The following is a 17,491-nucleotide window of genomic DNA, read 5'->3' as shown; positions in this document are numbered from 1 at the left end:
GAGTTCGAGACCAAAGGGTCCGACCAGATCGTCGTCGCGACCATCCCCAGCCTCGACGGCGAGGAGATCGAGCCTTACGCCAACCGGCTGTTCCGCGCCTGGAGACTCGGCCAGGCGAAGGAGAACAACGGCGTCCTGCTTCTGGTGGCGCCGAACGACCGCAAGATGCGCATCGAGGTCGGCTATGGGCTGGAAGGCACGCTGACCGACCTGCACACCAAGCTGATCATCGAAAACGACATGGTGCCGGCCTTCCGTGCCGGCGATTTCTCCGGCGGCATCAGCAAGGCCGTCGACGACATGATCATGGTGCTGGAAGGCAATCCCGAAGAACTGGAGGCGCGCGGCAAGCGCAATCCGGCGAATGACAATCCTGTCGATCCCATCTTCATGCTGTTCATTGTCCTGTGGGCGACGATGTTCTTCGGCGGCTTGGCAATGGCGTTCCTGCCGCCGATCTTCGGCACGAAGCTGTCGCCGGGCGTTTACAAGTGGCTGGGCATGACGTTCCGCTACGGCCGTGGGCCAGCTTCGTCATCCTCCGGTGGCGGTGGCTGGACGTCTGGGACCTCGTCTGGCAGTGGCTGGTCGTCTGGAAGTTCCGGCAGCGGTTGGTCGTCTGGAAGTTCGGGCGGCGGGTTTTCAGGCGGCGGCGGTTCGTCCGGCGGCGGCGGTTCTTCAGGAAGCTGGTGAGACATCAATCATGGCAACACGACCGATCAGCCCCGAGGATCATGAGCGCATCGCCGATGCGATCCGCGCTGCCGAATCAAAGACCGACGGCGAGATCTACTGCGTCGTGGCGCATGCCAGCGACGGCTATTTCTTTCCGGCCGCTTTCATGGCGATGCTCGGCATGCTCGTCGTCAGCCTCGCCGTCGGTTATGGGCTGGAAGCCTGGTGGCTGTCGATCCGCTTGCCGCATTTCGTCATCGCCGAGCTTCTGGCGGTTGCCAGTGTGCTCATCCTGTTGTGGGCATTGCCGGCATTGCGCATCCATTTGGTGCCGAGGCGGCTGCGCTACCAGGCCGCCCACGCCAATGCGATGAAGCAGTTCCTCGCCCGCAACGTCCACCGCACCACGGCGCGCACTGGCGTGCTGGTGTTCGTCTCGATTGCCGAGCGCTACGCCGAGGTGGTCGCCGACAGCGGGATCGATTCTCGTGTCGGCCAGCATGTCTGGGACGGTGTCGTCCGCGACCTTACGGCGCATGCCGGCGACGATCGGCTTGCCGAGGGGTTCGTCAAGGCGATCCAAGCAGTCGGTGCGGTACTGGCCGAACATTTTCCGGTCTCGACTGGCGACAGCAACGAACTGGACGACCATCTGGTCGAGATTTGATCTCGCCAAAAGCGGTTTCGCAGCGTCTCAAGGACGCACCGTCCGGCTGTGTGAAAGCATCGTGGCGGTTGACCGGACTCTTGCAATCGGGCGCGGCGGGTTTATGGTTAACTAATCATGAATACGCTGAGCATCGACATCAGGAAAGCCGAACCGCGCGATGCAGCCGCCATCGCCGACGTGCATCTCGAGGCCTGGCGCGGCGCCTATTCGGGCATCATCCCACACCGCACGCTGACATCGATGATCAACCGCCGCGGCGCCGACTGGTGGGCGAATGCCATTCGCCGCGCTGCCACCGTCCTGGTCGTCGAAATCGGCGGCAAAATTGCCGGCTATGCGACGATCGGCAAGAACCGCGCCCGCGAACTCAGGCAGCAGGGCGAGATCTACGAACTTTACCTGCGGCCGGAATATCAAGGCATCGGGCTCGGCAGCCAGCTGTTCTCGGCCGCGCGGGCACGGCTGGCCGACCATGGCCTGAAAGGCATGGTGGTCTGGGCGCTGGAAGACAATCAGAACGCACTTGCCTTCTATGCCGGCGCCGGTGGCCGCGATGTTGCCGAAGGCGTCGAGATATTCGAGCAGAAGGCGCTGAAGAAGGTCGCTTTCGTCTGGGAATGACGGCCAGCGCATGATCCGGCCGTTTTTCGGTTCGGACGATCTCCCGTACCATTCGCCGCATTGCACCATTCGCCGTCGCCCGCTATCGATCTCCAATCGAGAGAGGGATAAAGCGATGCGTATCGAAGCGATTGCCAGCGGAAAGAACCCGCCCGAGGACGTCAACGTCATTATCGAGGTGCCGATCGGCGGCGAGCCGATCAAGTACGAGATGGACAAGGAAGCCGGCACCCTGTTCGTCGACCGCTTCCTTCACACTTCGATGCGCTATCCCGGCAATTACGGTTTCGTACCGCACACGCTGTCGGGCGACGGCGACCCGATCGACGTGCTAGTCTGCAACACGCGCGCGCTGGTGCCAGGCTGCGTCATCAATGTGCGGCCGATCGGCGTGCTGGTGATGGAGGACAATGCGGGCCAGGACGAGAAGGTGATCGCGGTGCCTTCGCCCAAGCTGACCTTGCGTTACGAGGACGTCCACGAATACACGCAATTGCCCGACATCACCCGCCAGCAAGTGCAGCACTTTTTCGAGCACTACAAGGATCTCGAACCCGGCAAATGGGTCAAGATCGAAGGCTGGTACGATGCGGCCTATGCCAAGAAGATGATCGTCGAGGCAATCGAGCGGGCCAGGCGCAAGTAATTGTCGGGCGCAAATAATCAGTTGTCGACGCGGCCGAAAGCGGGCGCGTCGCCAAGCACCTCACGCTTGTCCTTGCCGCAGGCGAAGGTGCGTGCCTTCTCGTCGGCAAGCTTGCGCGCCTGATCGTTGGCGGCGGGATTGCCGGTGGCGAGCACAAGGCCGATCGTGCAGCCTTCGTGGGCGTCAGGCTGGGCAACCTTGGCGACGATCAGCACTTCCGTCGACTTGTTCTCGCCCTCGGTATCGCTGATCGAGCGACGATGAATGACGGCGAAGGGAATGGCAGTTTTGCCGTTGGTTTCGATCCGCCATTCGACTTTGGGTCCAGCCGAATTGAGGCCGGAAAAGCTTTCCCAGACCGTGGTCATATCGCCAGGTGGAAAGCCGTAGAACAGCGATTCCCGCGCATCGTCGTAGGAAACCAGCACCGGGTAACCGCGGTAGCCCGAACAGGCGAGATCGGCCCAGTCCCCGTCGCCTTCTTCCGCGTAGGCATAGGTGACGCAGTCCTTCTCCCAATCGAGATCGGTATAGACGCTGGATATGTCGCCGGCCCGGGCCGCCTGGCAGAAACCGGCGAGGGCAAGCGGGATCAAGAGAGCGCGCATGGCGGAACAACTCAGTTCGGGGGGCGCAGCGTACCGTCAAATTTAGCAGCAGCCTAGAGGAAGTCAGGCTGCGCACAGTGGTCTGGTAAAACGGAACACTATCTCTTCAAACTTGCCTCTATCAGAAGATCGGCGTTGCGGGCCACCGACTGCGCCGGTCCGCCGGCACCGAACAGCTGGCCGCTGATATAGGCGCCCTCGATCAGCAGCAGCAGCCCGTCGCCCAGCGTCTCGGCGTCGCCGGCGCCCATCGCCGCCGCCATGGCACGCAAGCGCCGGCGCAATTCCTGCTTGTTGGCCTCACTCACGACGCGGGCCGGATGGCCAGGTTCGGGATATTCGACCGCGGCATTGGTCATGCCGCAGCCGCGATAGTCGGGCTTTTGCGTGCGCTTGCCGACGCGGGTCAGGAAAGCGACGATCTGCGCGCGCGGATCGCCGGGATGGGCATCCACCGCCTCGTCGAAACGCTCCCAGAATTCGAGGTCATAGTGCCGGAGGTAGGATGCGGCCAGCTCATCCTTGGACGGAAAGCTGCGGTAGAGGCTGGGCTTGGTGACGCCGGCACGCCGCACGATCTCGTCGACGCCGATCGCCCTGATGCCTTGCCGGTAGAACAGGTCTCGCGCCACCTGGAGAATCCGTTCGGCGGCGCGAGGCGGGGGTGCGTCATTCGCCTTGATCGTTGGTTCAATGCTTTTCATGCCTGGTCTGCCGGTTAGCTGGTTGACAATGTTACCGGTCGGTACGTATGTTTCGCGCTCCCGCAACGTACCGGTCAGTAACATGATAGCTCAATCCCGCCCGTTTGGCCAGCGCTACGCTTTCGTCGTGGTCGCCGTCATCTTCCTCTGCCTGCTGATCGCAGCGGGCCTGCGTTCGGCGCCGGCAGTCATGATGCTGCCGCTGGAGAACAGTTTCGGCTGGCGGCGCGACGTGGTGTCGCTGGCGGCGGCCACCGGCATCTTCCTCTATGGCCTGACCGGGCCGTTTGCCGCGGCGCTGATGGAGCGGATCGGGCTGCGCCGCACCTTGCTTGCCGCGCTGCTGTTGATGTCGGGATCGACCGCGCTCAGCCTGTTAATGACCAAACCGTGGCATCTGCTCCTCACCTGGGGCGTGTTTTCCGGCGTCAGCTCGGGTGCCGTCGCCACCGTGCTCGGCGCGACCATCGTCAACCGCTGGTTCAAGACCAATCGCGGCTTGGTGATGGGACTGATGTCGGCATCCAGTGCCACCGGGCTGCTGGTCTTCCTGCCGCTGCTCGCCTCGCTCGCCCAGTCGGGCGGCTGGAAGCCGGTCGCCATTGCCATCGCCGTGGCCACCGCCGCCTTGGTGCCGCTGGTTTATATGCTGGTGCCGGAGCGGCCAGCCGCGATCGGGATGGTGCGTTACGGTGCCGAGGCCGACGACGTGCCGCCGGTGCCACCGGCCTCGCAAGGCAATTTCCTCACCCAGACGCTGAGCACGTTGCGCCGCGCCGCCGGCACGCGCGTCTTTTGGTATCTGTTCGCCACCTTCTTCGTTTGCGGCTTCACCACCAACGGGTTGGTCGGCACGCACCTGATCGCCTTTTGCGGCGATATGGGCATTGGCGAAGTGCAGGCTGCAGGCCTGCTCTCGATGATGGGCATCTTCGATCTTATCGGCACGACGCTGTCGGGCTGGCTCACCGACCGTTTCGACCCTCGCAAGCTGCTCGGCGTCTATTACGGTATTCGCGGCCTGTCGCTGATCTATTTGCCCTATTCCGGCTTCTCGGCGACCAGCCTGATCATCTTCGCCGTGTTTTACGGACTGGACTGGATCGCCACGGTGCCGCCGACGCTCAGGCTTTCCAACGAGGCGTTCGGCGACCGCAGCGGGCCGATCGTCTTCGGCTGGATCGTCGCCGGCCATCAGGTGGGTGCGGCAACGGCGGCCTTTTTCGGCGGCACTATGCGCGAGCTGCAAGGCAATTACGAGCTTGCCTTTCTGATTGCCGGCATGACGGCAATAGCCGCCGCCTGCATCTCGCTGCTGATCAACACCACCCGCCCGGCCTTTGATCCGGAACCGCAGGCGGCTTGAGCTGCGACGGCTGAGCGCTAATCTCCCCGACGGGGAGATGGCCGGGAAGCAGCCTGAGGGGGTCGGTCCAACCGGGCTCGGCTCCTTATCGCAGGCGCAAGAGGTCGGTGCTCCATGCGAGACGACCCCCTTCTGTCGCCTTCGGCGACATCTCCCCCCCTCAAGGAGCCTCAAGGAGGGAGATTCGCCAGCCTGTTCACTGTTACGAAACCTTCATCGTTTCGAAATGTGCCTGAAACATTGAAGCTGGAGCTTGGCGGCGACGTTCAATGCCATCCAGGAGACAGCCATGAACAAGATTTCGATGACGCGGCGCGCTTTCGTCACGTCGGCCAGCGCCGTTGGCCTGGTCGGCGCCTCGGGCCTCGCCCTTCCCTATTACTCGCGCGCCAATCAGCGCCCGGCGTTCACCCATGGCATCCAGTCCGGCGACGTCGACGCCACCAGCGGCATGGTCTGGACACGCACCGACCGGCCGTCACGCGTCATGTTCGAGGTGTCGCCGACCGAAAGCTTCACCAATGCCGTCCGCCTGGCGCCGCTCGATACCTCGCCGGCCAGCGATTATACGGTGAAGCGGCTGCTTACCGATCTCGCCTCCGACCAGGACATCTTCTACCGCATGGTCGCGGCCGATCTTGCCGACATCAACGCCGTTTCCGAGCCGGTCGTCGGCCGCTTTCGCACGGCACCTGCCTCGAAGCGCGACATTCGCTTTGCCTGGTCGGGCGACACCGCCGGCCAAGGTTGGGGCATCGACGAGACCGGCATGAAGACCTACGCCACCATTGCCAAGCACACGCCCGACTTCTTCCTGCATTCGGGCGATACGATCTATGCCGATGGTGCGATGAAGGACGAGGTCGACCTGCCCAACGGCGGCAAGTGGAAAAACAAAGTGCTGATCGACGAGAAGCGCAAGGTTGCCGAGACGCTGGACGAATACCGGGCGCAGTGGAAATACAACATGATGGACAGGCATGTGCTGGCGCTCAGCGCCATCTGCCCGACCTTCTATCAGTGGGATGACCACGAGGTGCTGAACAACTGGTCGGAATCGAAGGACCTGAGCGCCGACGATCGCTACACTGAAAAATCCATCCATGTGCTGGCGGCACGTGCGGCGCGCGCCTTCCACGAAATGACGACGATCCGTTACGAGCCGTCGGAGCCGGGCCGCGTCTACCGCAAGATCGCCTATGGTCCGCTGCTCGACGTGTTCTTCCTCGACATGCGTTCCTACCGCGGCCCCAACGGTCCGGATATGCAGGAGACGATGACGCCGCAATCGCGCATCCTCGGTGAACAGCAGATCAAGTGGCTGAAGCGTGAACTGGCGAATTCCAACGCAACCTGGAAAATCATCGCCGCCGACATGCCGCTCGGCCTCGTCGTCTGGAACGACGGCACCAAGAAGGTAGGGGCCGAGGCGGTCAGCAATGGCGACAATGGCCCGGCCAAAGGGCGTGAGCTGGAAATTGCCGACCTTCTTCGCTATATAAAGAATGCGGGTATCAGCAACACTGTCTGGCTCACCGCAGACGTGCATTACACAGCCGCGCATTACTACAATCCGGACAAGGCGCAGTTCCAGGACTTCAATCCGTTTTGGGAATTCGTTTCGGGTCCGATCCATTCCGGCACGTTCGGGCCTAATGGTTTCGATATGACATTCGGCCCGGAGCTGAAGTTCATAAAGGCACCAACTGCCGAACAGGGTCAAAACCTGGCGCCTTCGGCCGGCCTGCAGTTCTTCGGGCTCGTCGAAATCGATGGCGCCACCGAGCAGTTGACGGTGCGGCTGATGGATCGCGACGACAGCGAACTCTACAAGGTCACGCTCGATCCGGTGCGGTCGGCGTGAGCGACGGCGCCACTACCCTCGGGCCAGCCCGAGGGTAGGACGTATATCAATCGGGATAGCAGACGACGGGAATGTTGGGCCAGACGGCGCTGTCGCATCCGGCATTTTGCTGCCGCTGCTTGAAGGCGGCGCTGACCGGCCCGGTCACCACCGGATCGACGCCATCGGGAGCATCGGCAAAAAGCTGCTCCGCCGACGGCTTGTCGGACGGCAAAGCAGACCGCGTCTCCTTGAACGACGCCGCCGACTGCGCCGCGCCGGCCGCGAGGAGGACGGCGAGCGCGGTACATGCCAAAATCGGCCGGAGTTTGATGCCTATCTCGATCATGAAATTCGAACTGTCCGGACCATGAAAGGTTCCGCCTTGGTTAATAATTCCACTTCACACCAAGACATTTAAGATTTGGTGACTTTATTTGGTGGCTCGCCTCCTCTTTCGCAATTGCGAAAAACCCTGTATGAGCCGCCCAACCGAAAGAGGCAGCGCCTTTTGGCCTGCTGCCTGCAACGCTCCCGAGACCGAAACATGAAAATCCGCAATATCGCGATCATCGCGCACGTCGACCATGGAAAAACCACCCTCGTCGACCAGCTTCTGAAACAGTCCGGCTCGTTCCGCGACAACCAGCGCGTCGCCGAGCGCGCCATGGATTCGAACGACCTCGAAAAGGAACGCGGCATCACCATCCTGGCCAAGGCGACCTCGGTCGACTGGAAGGACACCCGAATCAACATCGTCGACACGCCCGGCCACGCCGACTTCGGCGGCGAGGTCGAGCGCATTCTGTCGATGGTGGATTCGGCCATCGTGCTGGTCGACGCCGCAGAGGGGCCGATGCCGCAGACCAAATTCGTGGTCGGCAAGGCACTCAAGGTTGGACTGAAGCCGATCGTCGTCATCAACAAGATCGACCGGCCAGATGCCCGCCACGTCGAAGTGGTCAACGAGGTGTTCGATCTTTTTGCAGCACTTGACGCTACCGACGAGCAGCTCGACTTCCCTATCCTTTATGGTTCAGGCCGCGACGGCTGGGTTTCGGAAAACCCCGAAGGTCCGAAGGACCAGGCTCTGGCGCCGCTGTTCGACCTCGTCATCAAGCACGTGCCGGCGCCGACCGTTCATCCCGGCCCGTTCCGCATGATCGGTACCATCCTGGAAGCCAATCCGTTCCTCGGCCGCATCATCACCGGCCGTATCGAATCCGGCACGCTGAAATCCAACCAGGCGGTCAAGGTGCTGCACCATGACGGCACCCAGGTCGAAACCGGCCGAATCTCGAAGATCCTCGCTTTCCGCGGGCTCGAGCGCCAGCCCATCGACGAGGCGCAGGCGGGCGACATCGTCGCTATTGCCGGCCTGTCGAAGGGCACCGTCGCCGACACGTTCTGCGACCCGTCGGTGACCGAACCGCTGCATGCGCAGCCGATCGATCCGCCGACCGTGACGATGTCGTTCCTGGTCAATGATTCCCCGCTGGCCGGCACCGAAGGCGACAAGGTGACCAGCCGCGTCATCCGCGACCGCCTGCTGCGCGAGGCTGAAGGCAATGTCGCGCTGAAGATCGAGGAATCGCCGGACAAGGATTCGTTCTTCGTCTCCGGCCGCGGCGAATTGCAGTTGGCCGTGCTGATCGAGACGATGCGCCGCGAAGGTTTTGAGATCGCCGTGTCGCGGCCGCGCGTCGTCATGCAGAAGGGCGACAGCGGCGAATTACTGGAGCCGGTCGAGGAAGTCGTCATCGACGTCGACGAGGAGCATGCCGGCGTCGTCGTGCAGAAGATGTCGGAGCGCAAGGCCGAGATGGTCGAGCTTCGCCCTTCGGGCGGCAATCGCCAGCGCATCGTCTTCCACGCACCGACGCGCGGCCTGATCGGCTACCAGTCGGAACTGTTGACCGACACGCGCGGCACCGCTGTGATGAACCGGCTGTTCCATGCCTATGAACCTTACAAGGGTGAGCTGCCGGGCCGTACCAACGGCGTGCTGATCTCCAATGAACAGGGTGAATCGGTGGCGTACGCCATGTGGAACCTGGAAGACCGCGGCCCGATGGTCATCGACCCCGGCGTCAAGGTCTATCAGGGCATGATCATCGGCATCCATTCCAGGGACAACGACCTCGAAGTCAACGTGCTCAAGGGCAAGAAGCTGACCAACATCCGCGCCGCCGGCAAGGACGAGGCGGTGAAGCTGACACCGCCGATCCGCATGACGCTGGAACGCGCGCTGGCCTGGATCCAGGACGACGAGCTGGTCGAAGTGACGCCGAAGACCATCCGCCTGCGCAAGCTCTATCTCGATCCGAACGAGCGCAAGCGTTTTGAGAAGTCGGCGAAAGTGGTCGGCGCGGCGTAAAAGGCAATACCGCGCAATGAGCGGTAAACTCGTCACGGCTGTCATATACGACAATCGACCCGAGGCCGAAGTTTGCGTGTCGATGCTCGACGCGTATGGAATTTATGCTCTCGCGAATTATCTTCTCGACACGGGCAGGCTTGGCTTGATCCATGTGCAAGTCGCCGACAGCGATCTCGATGCGGCCAAGGGTTTGATTGGCTCGGCCTCCAAAGAGGGCGACTGACCCTTGGCCGTAACTGTCTCTGATTACGGATTCCCTTGCCGTCGCCTCATCCACCTGCAGCCGAAATGATTTCGTCCCGGTCTGGTTCGCCAGACAGGTGGATCCGGATCGCCGTTCCCGCCCGCGCCGGCCGGCGCAAGGCTTTGGCCCCGTCCGGACCAATGACCAGCAATCGTTTCTCTTCCCAAACCTGAAGCCGCGATCGCGAGACACCGAGTTCGCTGGCCAGCAACCGATCGAGCCGCAGCGTTGTCGGCATTTCGAGCCAGAGCTGAAGTTCGAGAGCGCTGGTATTTTCCGGCCTGTCCCCGAGCACCTGCTTATGAACGATGGCTTCAGGAAACTCCTCGACGCGCCCGATCCTGCTTCGCAATGCGGCAACATCGAAAGCATGGCGCCGCGCCAGGACCGGATCATTGCTTTCGAGCGCCTGCAATATTGCCGGTTCGATATCGCGGCGGCTGCAGCGCTCCAGAATGCCGAAATTCCAGGAATTGTCGCAGTCGATGCAGCGGTAGATCAACCAGGCGTCAATGCGCTTGCCGTTGGCATTGACCCGGAATTTGCCGCTGCAGCGATAGGCTTTCAGGCCGCCGCAGCGATTGCAGTTGAGGTGAGGTCGAGGTGCGGTCTTGGGTGTGATCGCCCAGCGGATACGCAGTATCGAAGGCATGCCGAAAAGCCCTTCCCGTCGGGAAGTTCGTCAGATCGGCGATATCGAGAACCCTTGCGGGCACGGCGTGGCGAGAGACTGCGGCAGTTGGAAATCAGGTGTCGCGGGTGGTTATGCGCGACAGCGGTTCAGCAGTGCCAAACCGGCCTCGAACCGCCACCCGAGGAACACATGATGTGAAAACAGGCATCGCGGCTGCGACGCCCTGCTCTGTGTTGGGGGAGTTGACGAGACCGGAGGTTACGCAGGCAAAGTGAAGCTCGGAAAGGATTTCGGAACGACATCTCTAGCCGTGAGGTGCCTGGCCGACAAGCCTTCTTTCGGTAGACGCTACCGTCGCCGGAACAGTTGGGTTATGTTGAACGACCCAAACATTTCAAACGAGACCGCGTCATGCATTTCACGTCGCTGCTGATTTTTGCCGGCGCCCTGCTTGTTGCAGCCGGCTCGCCCGGCCCATCGATCGCCGCTCTTGTGGCGCGGGTCATCTCGAAAGGGTTTCGCGACGTGTTTCCGTTCCTGCTTGCCATGTGGATCGGCGAAGCGATCTGGCTGTCCCTGGCGGTGTTTGGCCTCGCCGTGGTGGCGCAGACGTTCCACTTTGCCTTTGTCGTCGTGAAGTGGGTCGGCGTCGCCTATCTCGGCTGGCTTGCCTGGAAGATGTGGACGGCGCCGGTCGAGGCCAAGGAAGGTTCGCTGCCGCGCGAAGATTCGCCCGTCAAGCTGTTCTTTGCCGGCATGGCGGTGACGCTCGGCAACCCCAAGATCATGATGTTCTACCTGGCGCTGCTGCCGACCATCATCGACCTCGGTTCGGTCAGCATGATCGGCTGGGTCGAGCTGACCGCGACCATGGCCGTTGTCCTGGTCGCTATCGATTTGACCTGGGTGCTCGCCGCATCACAGGCGCGCAAGCTGCTCAAAAGCAAGCGGGCGATGAAGATCGCCAACCGCGTCAGCGCCGGAACCATGGCCGGCGCTGCGGCGGCTATCGCGGCGCGGTCCTGAGCCGGCGCGTCAACCCATTTCGATTATCGGCGCAATCTCGACGCTGAAACCCGGGTCCGTCAGGATAGGACAATCCTTGGCTTTGCCGACGGCATCGTCGATGTCTTTCGCTTCGATGATGGTGTAACCGGCGGTCGGATTGCTACCGCCATTGTTCTCGACCTTGCCGCCGGGCAGCAGGGTCTTCGACATGCCGACTGGATTGCCACCGTCGACCACGGCTGAGCCAAGCTTGCCGTACCAGCCGTTCCAGGCATCCATCGCTGCCTTCCGTTCGGCCTCCTCGGTCGGCATCTTGCCCGAGCCGTGATAGACGTAGAGAAATTTCGCCATGTTCTCCTCCTTTGATCGGCGGCATCGAACCGGCATGCGGTCATGCCGCATGCCGATCATCGGACCAAACCGGCAAACAAGCAACGAGAATGCGAAGTAGCTAATATAATGTGCGGTTGGCTCGCAACGGCGGTGCCCTATCGCGCCATCGCATGGTATTCATCGTTCGGCCGCATGTCGATTGCCGATGCCAGCCGGTTCGACATGTTGAAGAACGCCGCGGTCGAGGCGACGTCCCAGATGTCGCGGTCGGAAAAGCCGACTTGCCGCAGCGCCGCCCGGTCCGCTTCGACGATCTTTGCCGGCTGCCCGGTCAGCTTCACCGCGAATTCGAGCATGGCGCGTTGCCTGTCCGACAGCTCGGCGGCGCGAAAATTCATCACCATCATCTCGCCGAAGGCCGGGTCGCCGGAAAGCTGGCGCACCGCCGCGCCATGCGCGACCAGGCAATAGTAGCAATGGTTGATCGACGAGACGGCCACCGCGATCATCTCGCGCTCGAGTTTCGACAGGCCGGATTCACCCAGCATCAAATCATTGTACATGTCGGTGAAAGCGCGCAGCTTCTTCTCGTCGAAGGCATAGGCGAGCAGCACATTGGGAACGAGGCCGAGCTTCTCCCGGCACTTGGCGAAATAGGCCTTGGTCGCGTCGCTCAGCTCCGCCGGTGCCAGGTCAAGCGCGGTAATTTTCTCCGTCATGGCGGATTTCTCCTCGTTTTCGCCAGGCTGCCGGTGAATTTCGACATTTCGTCGCAAGCCGTCAAACCTTTGTCGCCAAATACCCGTCATCTGTTAGCATAGCCGCAAAAACATGTGACGGGAGGGACTCATGGCCAGCGTAAAGTCAGCGAGCCGGTTGAAAAAAGCCGGCGTGACGAGGGGTGAAGCCGCGGGTGGCGAAAAGCCCGGCAGGCTTGCCGACTACTTGCTGGCCCGAGCTCCGGCCGAAGATGTCGCCGCCTACGACGTCATCGATCTCGAACGCGCTGCCGAACTCGCCGGCCGCGCAGTGGCCAGGCACAAGAAGGACGACTGCGTCGTTGCTATAGACGTTGATTCCGGTGTCGTCCGCCAGCGCCGGCCGATGACGGTGATCACCGTCGTCAACGACAACATGCCGTTCCTGTTCGATTCCGTCCTCGGCGAGATTACAGAAAGCGCCGGCGAGCCGCTGCTGGTTACCCATCCGGTCATAGTCGTCAGGCACGGCAAGAACGGCGTCGAGGAAATCCTCGGCGATGGCGGTTATGCCAAGGGCGACCACAGCCATGACCGACTGAGCGTCATCCATGTCCATATCGGCCGCCTTTCGGCCGAGCAGGCCGAAGGCCTGGCCGCACGCCTGACGAAGCTGCTCGGCCAGGTGCGAGCCGCCGTCACCGACTGGAAGCCGATGCTTGCCCGCCTCGACCAGGCGATCTCGGAATTCCGCTACTCGCCAGTGCCGCTCGACAAGGCCCATGTCACCGAGGCGATCGCCTTCCTCGAATGGCTGCGCGACGACAATTTCACCTTTCTCGGCATGCGCGAATTCAACTACACCGGCGGCGAGACGAGCGGCATGCTCGAGCGCGCCGAAAAGCCCGGCCTCGGCATCCTTTCCGATCCCGACGTGCTGGTGCTCAGGCGCGGCACCGAAGCGGTGAGCACGACGCCGGAAATCCGTGCCTTCCTGCATGGGCCGGAACCGCTGATCGTCACCAAGGCCAACGCCAAGTCATCGGTGCACCGCCGCATCTACCTCGACTACATTGGCGTCAAGACCTACACCGGCAAAGGCGTGCTTTCAGGCGAGCTCCGTATCGTCGGCCTGTTCACCTCGACTGCCTATACGCGCTCGGTGATGAAGATCCCCTACCTGCGCTCGAAGGCGGAAACCGTCATTGCCAAATCCGGCTTCAATCCAAGCGACCATTCCGGCAAAGCTTTGATCAACGTGCTGGAGAGCTATCCGCGCGACGAGCTGTTCCAGGTTCCGGTGCCGATCCTGCGCAAGCATGCCGAAGCCATACTGGGCTTGATCGAGCGACCGCGCGTCAGGGCATTGGTGCGTGTCGACCAGTTCGACCGCTTCGTCTCCGTGCTCGTCTTCGTGCCGCGCGACCGCTACGACAGCGTCGTGCGCGAGAAGATCGGCACCTATCTGAAGACCGTCTTCGAAGGCCGGCTGTCGGCCTATTATCCGGCCTTCCCGGAAGGCGGGCTGGCGCGCGTCCATTTCATCATCGGCCGCTCCGGCGGCAAGACGCCGAAGGTCGAGCAGGCGACGATCGAGGCGGCGATCCGCGACATCGTACGGACCTGGGACGATGCACTGCGCGAGACCGCGACAGAGACCGGCGCCGATGCGAGACTCACGGCCATCGCCTCGCGTTTTTCGGAAAGTTATCGCGACAGTTTTCCGCCGGCCGTGGCGCTTGCCGACGCCAGGCGCATCGCCAAGCTCGATGCGTCAAATCCGATCGCCATCGACTATTACCGTCACACCGTCCAGAAGCCGCATCAGGCGGCGCTGAAGATCTATCACCATGGCAGCCCGGTGGCGCTGTCGCGGCGCGTGCCCGTGCTGGAAAACATCGGTTTCCGCGTCATCAGCGAGCGCACTTTCGAGGTCGGCGACATTCAATCCGGCATGGTCTTCATCCACGACATGGAACTCGAGAACAGCTACGGCAGGCCGATCGACCTCGGCAATGGCGGCGCGCTGTTCGAGGATGCGTTCCTTTCCGTCTGGCGCGGCGATGTCGACAATGACGGCTATAACGGCCTTGCCCAGACCGCCGGCCTGTGGTCGGGCGAGATCACCGTCCTGCGCGCCTATGGCCGCTATCTGCAGCAGGCCGGCATCCCGCAGAGCCAGGATTTCATCGCCGCCGCACTCAACCGTTATCCCGAGATCGCCCGCGGCCTGCATGCGCTGTTTGTCGCCCGCCTCAGCCCGACGGCCGAGACGGAAGGCGTCGTTCAGGCCAAACATCTGAAAGCCAAGATCACGGATGCGCTGGAAGACGTTCCCAACATTGACGACGACACCATCATCCGCCGTTATCTGAACCTGATCGAAGCCTCGCTGCGCACCAATCATTTCGTTTCCGATACGAAACAGAAAGGCCAATCGCTGGCGATCAAGCTCGATTCGCAATCGGTCGACGGGCTGCCGGCGCCGCGGCCATGGCGGGAGATCTTCGTCTACGGCTCCGAGGTCGAGGGTGTGCATCTGCGCTTCGGCCCGGTCGCGCGTGGCGGCCTGCGCTGGTCGGACCGTGCGCAGGACTATCGCACCGAGGTGCTCGGCCTGGTCAAGGCACAGCAGGTCAAGAATGCGGTGATCGTGCCGGTTGGCGCCAAGGGCGGCTTCTACCCGAAAAAGCTGCCGATGAGCGCCGGGCGCGACGCAATTTTCGAGGCCGGCACGGCCGCCTACAAGAATTACGTTTCCAGCCTGTTGTCGATCACCGACAATATCGGGCTGGACGGCGTCATCCCGCCAGCCGGCGTCGTGCGGCGCGATCAGGATGATCCGTATTTCGTCGTCGCCGCGGACAAGGGCACGGCGACCTTCTCGGACATCGCCAACGCCATCAGCGAAAGGCACGGCTTCTGGCTCGACGACGCTTTCGCCAGCGGCGGTTCGGCCGGCTACGACCACAAGAAGATGGGCATCACCGCCAAGGGCGCCTGGGAAGCGGTCAAGCGGCATTTCCGCGAGATGAACCGCGACATCCAAACCACGCCGTTCACCGCCATCGGCGTTGGCGACATGTCAGGTGACGTGTTCGGCAACGGCATGCTGCTGTCGGAGCAGACCCGGCTGATCGCCGCCTTCGATCATCGCGACATCTTCATCGATCCCGATCCCGACATGGCGGCTTCGATGGCCGAGCGCCGGCGTATGTTCGCTCTCGCCCGCTCAAGCTGGCAGGATTACGACAAGACGAAGCTGTCCGAAGGCGGCATCATCGTCTCGCGCAGCCAGAAGTCGATCACCTTGCCGGCCGCCGCGGCTGCAGCTATCGGCCTCGGCAAGACAACGGCCACGCCGGTCGAGATCATGAGTGCCATCCTCAAGGCGCCGGCAGATCTTTTGTGGTTCGGCGGCATCGGCACCTATGTCAGGGCATCGGGCGAGACCAACCAGGACGTCGGCGACCGTGCCAATGACGCGATCCGCATCACCGCGCTCGACCTGCGTGCCAAGGTCATCGGTGAAGGCGCCAATCTCGGCGTCACGCAGCGGGCGCGCATCGAATTCGGATTGAATGGCGGCCGCTGCAACTCAGATGCGATCGACAATTCGGGCGGCGTGAACTGCTCAGACGTCGAGGTCAACATCAAGATCGCGCTGGCTTCCGCCATGCGAAAGGGATCGCTGACGCGGCCGTCGCGCAACAAATTGCTGGCCGAGATGACCGACGAGGTCAGCGCCCTGGTGCTGTCCAACAATTACCAGCAGACGCTGGCGCTGTCCCTTGCTCGCAAGCGCGGCCTTGCCGACATTGCCCATCAGAGCCGCTTCATGGAGGCGCTCGAGGCGCGCGGGCTGCTCGACCGTGCCGTCGAGACGCTGCCGTCGCCGGCGGCTGTTGCCGAGCGCGAAGCGCGCGGCGAGCCGCTCACCCGGGCCGAGCTCGGCGTGCTGCTTGCCTATGCCAAGATCGTGCTGTTTTCCGATATCGTCGCCAGCGACGTGCCGGACGATCCGCATTTCGACCGCGACCTGATGGGTTACTTTCCCGACGGCATGGCAAAGAAATATGCGGCGGAAATCCACGGCCATCGCCTGCGCCGCGAGATCATCGCCCGTGTCGTCGCCAATGATCTGGTCAATCGCGGCGGCCCGTCCTTCGTCAACAGGCTGCAGGAAGCGACCGGGCGCAGTGCCGCCGATGTCGTGCGCACCTTCGCCGTGGTGCGGGATGGCTTTGCACTGCCGGCGCTCTATCGCCAGATCGACGCGCTCGACAACCAGATCGACGGACAGATCCAGCTCGACCTCTATCAGGCGGTCAGCCGGCTGATCTATGTGACCAGCGGCTGGTACCTGAAGAACGATGCCGACACTGCACTGCTCGGGCAGCGGATTGCCGAGTTGCAGGATGCGCGCAAGGCGCTGGAGCCGAAGCTCGTTTCGCTGCTGCCGGCCTTCTCGCGCGAGCGGATCGAGGAGCGGCGGCACAGCCTGTCGAAGGGCGGCGCGCCCGAGAGCCTTGCCGAGCAACTGGCGTTGACCGATGTGGCGGAACTCATCCCCGACATAGCGCTGACGGCGCGGACGGCAAATGCCGGCATCGTCGCTGCCGCCAAGGCGTTTTTTGCAGTCAGCGATGTCTTCCGCATCCCGCGCGTCGAAGATGCGGCGCGCTCGATCACGCCCTCGGATTATTACGATCAACTGGCGCTTTCCCGCGCCACCGACACGATCGGCGCGGCCAGGCGCGGCATCGCGGTGGCGGCGCTGACCGGCCATGCCGAGGCGGCGGATCCGGTGACGGCATGGTTGGAGGCCGGCGGCGAACGGGTCGGACGCATCCGCGAGCGGTTGCAGGCTCTGACCGAGGGCGGCGACATCACCGTGTCGCGGCTGTCGGTGGCATCCGGCCTGATGAGTGATCTGACGCAGCTGTGAGACGTCTTCCATATCGCGCGGGATTGCCGGCAAGAACCGCGCTATAGAGCAAACGGCGCGCTGCTTTGGGGGGCGCCGGACCATGATCCCAAAAAGTGACGATCGGCTTTTGG

Annotated in this window: 16 protein-coding genes; 10 read left to right on the top strand and 6 right to left on the bottom strand. The window is 62.6% G+C overall.

From position 1 onward, the window contains the following. The 4 genes from NKI47_RS28405 to ppa form a co-directional block, all read left to right on the top strand. On the top strand, positions 1–693 hold a 693-nt coding region (locus NKI47_RS28405; RefSeq protein ID WP_352594386.1), incomplete at its 5' end, for a TPM domain-containing protein. A gap of 10 nt (positions 694–703) precedes the next feature. Further along, positions 704–1,342 (top strand): TPM domain-containing protein, encoded by a 639-nt coding sequence (locus tag NKI47_RS28400; protein ID WP_352574587.1) that lies wholly within the window; start codon positions 704–706, stop codon positions 1,340–1,342. A 117-nt stretch (positions 1,343–1,459) separates the two neighbouring features. Then, entirely contained in the window at positions 1,460–1,966 is a 507-nt protein-coding gene (locus NKI47_RS28395) for a GNAT family N-acetyltransferase (protein ID WP_352594385.1), read from the top strand. Positions 1,967–2,081: 115 nt separating this feature from the next. Next, positions 2,082–2,612, top strand: coding sequence for an inorganic diphosphatase (gene ppa, locus NKI47_RS28390; RefSeq protein ID WP_352451245.1), 531 nt, complete (start codon positions 2,082–2,084; stop codon positions 2,610–2,612). Between the two features lie 17 nt (positions 2,613–2,629). Here the strand turns inward: ppa and NKI47_RS28385 are convergent, their stop codons facing one another. Both NKI47_RS28385 and NKI47_RS28380 read right to left on the bottom strand, forming a co-directional pair. Next, positions 2,630–3,220 carry a hypothetical protein gene (locus tag NKI47_RS28385; RefSeq protein ID WP_352594384.1) on the bottom strand — a complete coding sequence of 197 codons (591 nt, stop codon included), beginning with the start codon at positions 3,218–3,220 and terminating at the stop codon, positions 2,630–2,632. Between the two features lie 98 nt (positions 3,221–3,318). Continuing rightward, entirely contained in the window at positions 3,319–3,924 is a 606-nt protein-coding gene (locus NKI47_RS28380; protein ID WP_352594383.1) for a TetR/AcrR family transcriptional regulator, read from the bottom strand. A gap of 82 nt (positions 3,925–4,006) precedes the next feature. Here NKI47_RS28380 and NKI47_RS28375 point away from each other — a divergent pair, with 82 nt between their 5' ends. Further along, complete coding sequence (locus NKI47_RS28375; protein WP_352594382.1) at positions 4,007–5,290, top strand: MFS transporter; 1,284 nt, start codon at positions 4,007–4,009, stop codon at positions 5,288–5,290. A 289-nt stretch (positions 5,291–5,579) separates the two neighbouring features. Continuing rightward, on the top strand, positions 5,580–7,154 hold the full coding sequence (locus NKI47_RS28370) for an alkaline phosphatase D family protein (protein WP_352594381.1): 1,575 nt from the start codon (positions 5,580–5,582) through the stop codon (positions 7,152–7,154). A 46-nt stretch (positions 7,155–7,200) separates the two neighbouring features. On the opposite strand, the gene NKI47_RS28365 is transcribed toward NKI47_RS28370, so the two are convergent. Then, complete coding sequence (locus NKI47_RS28365; protein WP_352451242.1) at positions 7,201–7,482, bottom strand: hypothetical protein; 282 nt, start codon at positions 7,480–7,482, stop codon at positions 7,201–7,203. A gap of 198 nt (positions 7,483–7,680) precedes the next feature. Between NKI47_RS28365 and typA the strand changes: the two genes are divergently transcribed. After that, positions 7,681–9,510, top strand: a complete 1,830-nt coding sequence (gene typA, locus NKI47_RS28360) for a translational GTPase TypA (protein ID WP_023678130.1) — start codon at positions 7,681–7,683, stop codon at positions 9,508–9,510. A gap of 16 nt (positions 9,511–9,526) precedes the next feature. Beyond that, positions 9,527–9,736 (top strand): hypothetical protein, encoded by a 210-nt coding sequence (locus tag NKI47_RS28355; RefSeq protein WP_352474675.1) that lies wholly within the window; start codon positions 9,527–9,529, stop codon positions 9,734–9,736. 46 nt (positions 9,737–9,782) lie between these two features. On the opposite strand, the gene NKI47_RS28350 is transcribed toward NKI47_RS28355, so the two are convergent. Beyond that, positions 9,783–10,409 (bottom strand): DUF1062 domain-containing protein, encoded by a 627-nt coding sequence (locus tag NKI47_RS28350; protein WP_352594380.1) that lies wholly within the window; start codon positions 10,407–10,409, stop codon positions 9,783–9,785. A gap of 393 nt (positions 10,410–10,802) precedes the next feature. Between NKI47_RS28350 and NKI47_RS28345 the strand changes: the two genes are divergently transcribed. Next, positions 10,803–11,417 carry a LysE family translocator gene (locus NKI47_RS28345; protein WP_352594379.1) on the top strand — a complete coding sequence of 205 codons (615 nt, stop codon included), beginning with the start codon at positions 10,803–10,805 and terminating at the stop codon, positions 11,415–11,417. Positions 11,418–11,426: 9 nt separating this feature from the next. On the opposite strand, the gene NKI47_RS28340 is transcribed toward NKI47_RS28345, so the two are convergent. Then, positions 11,427–11,750, bottom strand: a complete 324-nt coding sequence (locus NKI47_RS28340; RefSeq protein ID WP_023678126.1) for a YciI family protein — start codon at positions 11,748–11,750, stop codon at positions 11,427–11,429. A 137-nt stretch (positions 11,751–11,887) separates the two neighbouring features. Further along, on the bottom strand, positions 11,888–12,451 hold the full coding sequence (locus NKI47_RS28335; RefSeq protein ID WP_023678125.1) for a peroxidase-related enzyme: 564 nt from the start codon (positions 12,449–12,451) through the stop codon (positions 11,888–11,890). 130 nt (positions 12,452–12,581) lie between these two features. Between NKI47_RS28335 and NKI47_RS28330 the strand changes: the two genes are divergently transcribed. After that, entirely contained in the window at positions 12,582–17,378 is a 4,797-nt protein-coding gene (locus NKI47_RS28330; protein WP_352594378.1) for an NAD-glutamate dehydrogenase, read from the top strand. Positions 17,379–17,491: the final 113 nt, after the last annotated feature.

This window comes from Mesorhizobium sp. M0633 (assembly GCF_040320645.1).
GTDB lineage: Bacteria > Pseudomonadota > Alphaproteobacteria > Rhizobiales > Rhizobiaceae > Mesorhizobium.
Note: the sequence above shows the minus strand (reverse complement) of the source record. Positions and strands in the feature narration are given on the sequence as shown.